7 protein-coding genes are annotated in these 6877 nt (G+C 40.9%); 1 reads left to right on the plus strand and 6 read right to left on the minus strand.

From position 1 onward, the window contains the following. Positions 1 to 63 precede the first annotated feature (63 nt). From QZ327_RS11310 to QZ327_RS11320, 3 genes are all read right to left on the minus strand, one after another. Positions 64 to 495, minus strand: a complete 432-nt coding sequence (locus QZ327_RS11310; RefSeq protein ID WP_294619366.1) for a helix-turn-helix transcriptional regulator — start codon at positions 493 to 495, stop codon at positions 64 to 66. Between the two features lie 1010 nt (positions 496 to 1505). Next, positions 1506 to 2525 (minus strand): DNA polymerase III subunit delta, encoded by a 1020-nt coding sequence (gene holA, locus QZ327_RS11315; RefSeq protein ID WP_294619367.1) that lies wholly within the window; start codon positions 2523 to 2525, stop codon positions 1506 to 1508. 11 nt (positions 2526 to 2536) lie between these two features. Then, the gene (locus tag QZ327_RS11320) at positions 2537 to 3313 is read right to left on the minus strand and encodes an AMP nucleosidase (protein ID WP_294619368.1); all 777 of its coding nucleotides are present in this window, start codon (positions 3311 to 3313) and stop codon (positions 2537 to 2539) included. A 96-nt stretch (positions 3314 to 3409) separates the two neighbouring features. Here QZ327_RS11320 and QZ327_RS11325 point away from each other — a divergent pair, with 96 nt between their 5' ends. After that, the gene (locus QZ327_RS11325; protein WP_294619369.1) at positions 3410 to 3859 is read left to right on the plus strand and encodes a type I restriction enzyme HsdR N-terminal domain-containing protein; all 450 of its coding nucleotides are present in this window, start codon (positions 3410 to 3412) and stop codon (positions 3857 to 3859) included. 127 nt (positions 3860 to 3986) lie between these two features. On the opposite strand, the gene QZ327_RS11330 is transcribed toward QZ327_RS11325, so the two are convergent. The 3 genes from QZ327_RS11330 to QZ327_RS11340 are packed head-to-tail and all read right to left on the minus strand — an operon-like array spanning position 3987 to position 6768. Continuing rightward, a complete protein-coding gene (locus QZ327_RS11330; protein ID WP_294619370.1) occupies positions 3987 to 4817 on the minus strand; it encodes a C4-type zinc ribbon domain-containing protein in 831 nt (276 codons plus the stop codon). A gap of 5 nt (positions 4818 to 4822) precedes the next feature. After that, positions 4823 to 5917 (minus strand): Nif3-like dinuclear metal center hexameric protein, encoded by a 1095-nt coding sequence (locus QZ327_RS11335; RefSeq protein ID WP_294619372.1) that lies wholly within the window; start codon positions 5915 to 5917, stop codon positions 4823 to 4825. Positions 5918 to 5961: 44 nt separating this feature from the next. Continuing rightward, positions 5962 to 6768, minus strand: coding sequence for an ABC transporter permease (locus QZ327_RS11340; RefSeq protein WP_294619375.1), 807 nt, complete (start codon positions 6766 to 6768; stop codon positions 5962 to 5964). Positions 6769 to 6877 lie beyond the last annotated feature (109 nt).

Here is a 6877-nt window from a genome sequence, read left to right on the forward strand (position 1 = left end):
ATTCCACGTCCTACAGTTGACACATCTAAATTATCCACCTTTTTCAGTTTTCCTCACCTTATTTCACGACCTAAAGTGTGTAATTCTTATTTCCGTGATTTTCCTAGCAGGCTTTTCTATATACCTAATCTCTTGTTTTACAATCTCTTTAGGTGGTTTTTGAGGGTTTCCTATTGCGATTTCCTTGCGATTTTCCGAAACGTCCGGTTCATTGGACGGGTTTTCCGTATTGTCGGCAAATAAAGGATAGTCAAATTCATCGGTTTCGGCAGACGAAGGATTATTGCTCATATTTCCTTTTCCTGTTAAGAGCCATTCAAGATTGATGTCATTATACCGCTTGTGCAGTTTCAGAATAACCTCCGTACTTGGATTATTGCGGGAAGCTAAAATATGGGAGATAGTGGCTTGAGCCACTTCTATGCTTTCGGCAAATGCTCCGGCAGTAAGCTGCTCTCGCTCCATTATCATTTTAAATCGGTCTTTTATACTCATGATGTAGCTGTTTATTACAATTGTATTCTTCGTTTAATTGGATTACAAAAGTAAAAAAAGCAAATTACAAAAGCAAATTATATATGTAATATTTGTATGTTTACATGTGTATAGTCTTAGTTCAGTGATGTTAAGTGCATATCTGTAAATGGATTATATTCCAATAAAAACACAGCAAATATTAGCTTTATCAAAACTCCTTATTTTATTGATAAATAATGATATATTTATATCGTATATCTTGAATAAGTCAAATATTACAAATGTTTCAGCATAATTTCCTTTTTATATAATCTATCAATTTAAATAAATCAATGTATATGCCTTGTTTATAATGATATATGGTGTGGGTATAATGCGGTTAACCGCTTGTAATATAAAGATGTAATTATATGTATTACAAATGCAAAAGCAATGAACAATAATTGTATTTTTATGGCGTTGTTTATGTATGTAATATATTAAATCTGTAATATACACATCTGTGAATAGCTATGTTTTATAGATGTAATTATTCATGGTTGTAGCATACAACTATTCTTTTATTACTTTGGATAAAATGGCTAAACTTTACAGAGTTTACAGGCTTTTTTTCTTTTATATCATTGGGGCGCAATAAGAATAAAAGAACTTATGCTATGCAGATAGATGGCAAGTTGGATAATGTGATGGACGCTTTTTATATCTGAAAATAAGCACCTCTTAAGAAATGAAAATTTGTGACAAGATAATAATGAACTGATGGGATTATTCAGTTTTATATGTAGTAATAGCGACTCCTTGCTTTATTTCAGTATAAATGCCCGAATGATTGAAAAAAAACAATTCTCAGGGGCTTATATTTGTTGTATTATACTGTGTTACAGTATATTAATTCTGTTTTTACACTCTTGATGAACTGTGATAATAGAAAAAAAGGGGGAAAATCCCCCTGAATGTGACATAATGATACAAAAATTGAGCTATTTCTATATCTTCTTTTTTTGGCGAAAAATCATAGATATGGGAAGTTAATGCAGGATTTTGAAGACTAATTCCTGCAGAAGGTCGCTATCATTTAATGAAGAGTTTCCCACTCCTTTAGACTTTGCGTCTGTATATCGTATCTCTCCAATAATTTGCATTGTCTTTACTCCATTGTATTTCCGCATGGCATTTAGGTACTCGCGAGACTGCCACGGACTCTTCAAACCTAAAAATGCGGCAATGCCTTGTTCCGACTTTTCAGGAGCATAATATGCCAGCATCAGGTTGGAAAAGAACCCGAAAAGTAAAGATAAAGTCATTTGAATTGGATTAGTTTTTGGATTTTCTTCAAAATATTTTATTATTCTGTTCGCCTTTAAAACGTCTTTTTCTACAATGGCGCTACGGAGTTCGAAGTTATTATAATCCTTGCTGATTCCGATGTTACGTTCTATCTGCTCGGGAGTGACACGTGTCTGATTTTTTGGAAGTGTAATAACCAGTTTCTCCAGTTCGCCGGTAAGTCGGCTGAGGTCGGTTCCAACGAAGTCGGCAAGCATGGAAGTAGCTTTTGATTCCAAGTCTATTCCCTTACGTTTCATGTATGATGTGATGAATGCCGGCAGTTGGGCTTCTTTCACCTTTTTGGCTTCAAACAGAATGCCCAATTTTTCGATTTCGGCGGCAAGTTTTTTCCTTCTGTCCAATACGCCATGTTTGTGACATATAACCAATATGGTAGATAGCAAGGGTTTTTGAAGATAGTAGGACAACTCTTCCATATTGCGTATGTTCTGCGCTTCTTTCACCACCACCACTTGGCGTTCGGACATCATAGGATAACGTTTGGCAGCATTGATAATCGTAGCCACATCTACGTCCGCACCATATACAACGGTCAGGTTGAACTCTTTCTCGGTTTCACTCAATACATTGTCCGTTATATAGTCTGAAATGAGGTCTATGTAATACGGTTCTTCTCCCATCAGGTAGTAGACAGGGCGATAGTGTCCGCTTTTCAGTTCCTTTAAGATGTCTTCACACGTGATTTCTTGCTTTGCCATATTTGTTGGTTTTACCAGTCGAATTTCAGATGTTTTACGGTTTTCTTTGCATCGATAATCATGCGCAACGATGCGATGCCTATTTCAACATGCTCTTTTACATAGTTTTGGGTTACTATATTGTCGCTTTTGTCTGTCTTGACGCCTTCCGGAATCATCGGTTGGTCGGATACCAGCAGTAAAGCACCGGTCGGGATGTGATTGGCAAAGCCGCAACTGAACAAGGTTGCCGTCTCCATGTCGACCGCCATGGCGCGTGTCTTCTTGAGATATTCTTTAAAATCCGTATCGTGTTCCCAAATGCGGCGGTTGGTGGTGTATACCGTGCCGGTCCAGTAATCGAGGGCATGGTCGCGGATAGCTGAAGAAACGGCGCGTTGCAACATAAATGCGGGCAAAGACGGTACTTCCGGCGGAAAATAGTCGTTTGAGGTACCTTCACCGCGGATGGCGGCGATTGGAAGGATAAGGTCCCCTATTCTGTTTTTCTTGTCTATGCCGCCACATTTGCCCAAAAACAAACATGCCTTAGGGCGGATAGCGCTTAATAAGTCCATGATGATAGCGGCGTTGGGACTTCCCATTCCGAAGTTGATGATAGTTATTCCTTCTGCGCTGGCAGAAGTCATATTGGCATCTCTGCCAAGAATGGGGACATTGAATTTTTCGGCGAAAATTTCTACATACTTGTTGAAGTTGGTCAACAGAATATACTCTCCAAAATCTTCCAGGTTACGTTTTGTGTAACGGGGCAGCCAATTAGCTACGATTTCTTCCTTTGTTTTCATAAGATTTCATTAAATTTGTTCCCTAAAGTTGTTAGAGAGCGATTTTGTAACATACAAAAATACAATAAAAAAGTAAAAACAAGAAATTAAAATAGAATGTTCTCACTGAACCTGCCGGCGTTTGATGCCAAGATTGTTACAAAGGATGGAAAGAGGGGTATTTTCGATGTCATTCGCCGCCGATACGTTGCCTTGACCCCGGAAGAGTGGGTGCGGCAGCATTTTGTGCATTTTTTGATGGCACATAAAGGTTATCCGCAGGCTCTAATGGCAAACGAAGTGCAAGTGCAATTGAACGGAACTAAAAAACGCTGCGACACGGTGCTTTACAGGCGAGACCTCACGGCGCGCATGATTATAGAGTATAAAGCTCCCGAGATAGAAATCACCCAAAAGGTATTCGACCAAATTACCCGTTATAACATGGTGCTGAAAGTAGATTATTTGATAGTGAGCAACGGCATCCGGCATTATTGCTGCCGCATGGATTATGAACGGAATAGCTATACTTTTCTACAAGATATACCTGATTACATAAATCTCTGATTCTTATTGCATTTCATCATATAAATCTGAATAGAAAAATTACACCCTTTTACAGAAAAAAGTTCAGGTTGTTATCGATTTTTTGAAACAACCCGAACCTTTATTTATTACGTAAATCTTGCGGAAATTATTCGGCGTCTGCCACTTTCTTTCTGCTTCTTGTTACCTTTTCCTTTACCGGTTCTTCTTTCACTTCCGGAGCGATGCCGGCCAATTCGGGGTCAATCATGATACGTCCGCAATATTCGCAAACGATGATTTTCTTGCGTGAACGGATGTCCAATTGTCTCTGGGGCGGAATTTTGTTGAAACAACCTCCACAGGCGTCACGTTGTACGTAAACGATACCCAAACCGTTGCGTGAGTTCTTACGGATGCGCTTGAAAGACTGGAGCAAACGCGGTTCTATTTTAGTTTCGAGTTCTTTTGCCTTGTCTCTCAGTTTTTCTTCTTCCTGTTTGGTTTCGGAAATGATTTCATCCAATTCATTCTTCTTTACATCAAGGTCTTTTTGCCTTTCTTCCAAAGCAACGGTACTTTCGGTAGCTTCCTGAGACTTAGTCACTTCGTCAGCGGCAAATTCCTTGATTCTCTTTTCGCAAAGTTCAATTTCCAATGTCTGGAATTCGATTTCTTTACTCAGGAAATCATATTCGCGGTTGTTGCGCACGTTTTCCTGTTGGTCTTTATATTTTGCTACAGAAGCTTTTGCAGTTTCGATTTCCACTCTTTTGGTTGCGATAGCAGATTTCAAATCGGCAATTTCGGATTGGATTCTTTCGATGCGGGTGCTCAGACCGGCAATTTCATCTTCCAAGTCTTGCACTTCCAAAGGAAGCTCGCCTCTCAGCGTCTTGATTTCATCAATTTTAGACAACATGGTCTGTAGTTGGAACAAGGCTTTTAATTTCTGTTCCACTGTCAATTCCTGGGGATCTTTTTTTGCTTCTTTAGCCATTTTAATTACATGTATTTTATGGGATTTGTGTTCACCTTACTTTGTTGCACCTCAACATTCGGAAACAAATCCCGGATTATTGTATAAAATATCTCTTTTGTATATTGTTCGCTTTCGTAATGTCCTATCTCTGCCAACAGGATATCCGTGTCATGACCGAAATAGTCGTGATACTTTATTTCACCGGTAATGAAGACATCTGCGCGGTTGCGTATGGCAAGCGGCATAAGGAAAGCTCCCGCGCCGCCACACAGGGCAACAGTCTGTATCTCGCGTCCGGTCAGTTTGTTATGTCTCAGGCAACCCACTTCAAAAGTTTTCTTTATACGTTTCAAGAACTCCGATTCTGTCTCCGGAGTCTCTAATTCGCCAATAACGCCTGCCCCTGCCTGCTGCCAGGAATTTTGCAGCCGATACAAGTCGAACGCAGGCTCCTCGTACGGATGTGCGGCAAGTAGCGCTTTGATTGCTTCCGATTTTCGGTAAGCCGGCAGAATGGTCTCGATACGCACTTCTTTTTCCGTATGCAGTTCGCCGATTTCCCCGCAATAAGGATTGGCACCTTCACGCGCCCGGAACATCCCCTCGCCTGTTACATTATAACTGCATGAGTCATAGTTTCCTATACATCCACATCCGGCGGATGACAATGCTGCACGCATCTCTTCCGCCCGGGTTACGGGAACGAATGTAACCAGCTTCAACAACGCATTTTCTTTCGTTTCCAGTACGCGTACATTCTTCAACCCTATTTTCTCGGCAATCTTGAAATTGACTCCTCCCGATGCGTTGTCCAGATTGGTGTGGGCGGAATAGACAACAAGGTCATTCTTGATGGCTTTCAAGATACAACGTTCCACGTAATCCTTGCCCGTAATGGATTCATAACCTTTAAAAATCAACGGATGATGCGATATCACAAGGTTATATCCCAATGCAATTGCTTCATCCAATACGGCTTCGGTAACGTCAAGACACAACAAAGCCCCTGTTGCTTCCGCATCTGTCAATCCGATTTGCAAGCCGGCATTGTCAAATCCGTCTTGCAATGGCAGAGGCGCGAACCGTTCAAGGGCGCTTACTATCTCCTTAATTTTCATTATCAGTAGAAAATTTGGTTGCAAAGATAGGAAAAAGTAGCGAATTACAGTTTACTTTTGCCTTTTTTTTCTACCATCACCTGCCGTAGCTTTCCATAGGCATCGAAAGACTTGCGCGATGCCAATGAAATGGTTATCATCAGCGAGAGCATGGATGCCGCAAATGTGATGACCATAATCATCATCTGGTATTTGATAGCGACATTCGGGCTGCTTCCTCCCAATATCTGCCCGATCATGGTTCCGGGAAATGCCACCAACCCCATGACGGAGATATTGGCAATGAGTGGGCTGAACGCCTTGATGATGGCTTGGCGGATGAACGGTGCTTGCGCTTCGGCACGAGTGGCACCGTTGCCAAGCAGATAGCGGTAGAGTTGTTGTTCGCGTTGCAGCCCGCTGTAATAGGTGTTGAGGGCTATGACATTGCTGGATAACATATTGCCCATTAGTATGCCGAAAATAGGAATGAAGTATTGGGCGCTGAATACATTTTCCAGGCGCAGCACAATTCCTATAAAATACATTCCTACGCATACTACGCTGCACAAGAAGCCTATGGATATCGGCATCAGCAGTATCTTGTGTTTCAGTTGGGTGCGTGCCAATGCCGTTTGCGAAGCCACAAGTATCATGACAATTACCCACAGGCAGTTGATCCACGGATTGTTCCAAAGAAAAAGGTATTTCAGGTAGACACCGATAAGGAAAAGCTGCACAATCATGCGCGCCGTGCCTATGAGAGTGGCACACAGCAGTCCGGTCTTGAATTTCCATATATAGAATAATGGAATTAACAGTAATAACAGCCCGATGCCCAGGCTGAGATATGATATGTCGATAGTTCCCATGAGTATTTCCAATAGCTTACAATGCAAAGGTAGTGCTATTAATAAATTGTGGAAGAAATTATTAATAATTTTCCGAGAATTTATTAATAATTTCTGCAGGATTTATTAA

It is taken from the genome of uncultured Bacteroides sp., assembly GCF_910578895.1.
In the GTDB taxonomy this organism is placed as follows: domain Bacteria; phylum Bacteroidota; class Bacteroidia; order Bacteroidales; family Bacteroidaceae; genus Bacteroides.

Bases quoted from the DNA above. Each gene is read 5' to 3' on its own strand.
- QZ327_RS11310 (WP_294619366.1), bottom strand. From the start codon at position 495: ATGAGTATAAAAGACCGATTTAAAATGATAATGGAGCGAGAGCAGCTT.
- holA (WP_294619367.1), bottom strand. From the start codon at position 2,525: ATGGCAAAGCAAGAAATCACGTGTGAAGACATCTTAAAGGAACTGAAA.
- QZ327_RS11320 (WP_294619368.1), bottom strand. From the start codon at position 3,313: ATGAAAACAAAGGAAGAAATCGTAGCTAATTGGCTGCCCCGTTACACA.
- QZ327_RS11325 (WP_294619369.1), top strand. From the start codon at position 3,410: ATGTTCTCACTGAACCTGCCGGCGTTTGATGCCAAGATTGTTACAAAG.
- QZ327_RS11330 (WP_294619370.1), bottom strand. From the start codon at position 4,817: ATGGCTAAAGAAGCAAAAAAAGATCCCCAGGAATTGACAGTGGAACAG.
- QZ327_RS11335 (WP_294619372.1), bottom strand. From the start codon at position 5,917: ATGAAAATTAAGGAGATAGTAAGCGCCCTTGAACGGTTCGCGCCTCTG.
- QZ327_RS11340 (WP_294619375.1), bottom strand. From the start codon at position 6,768: ATGGGAACTATCGACATATCATATCTCAGCCTGGGCATCGGGCTGTTA.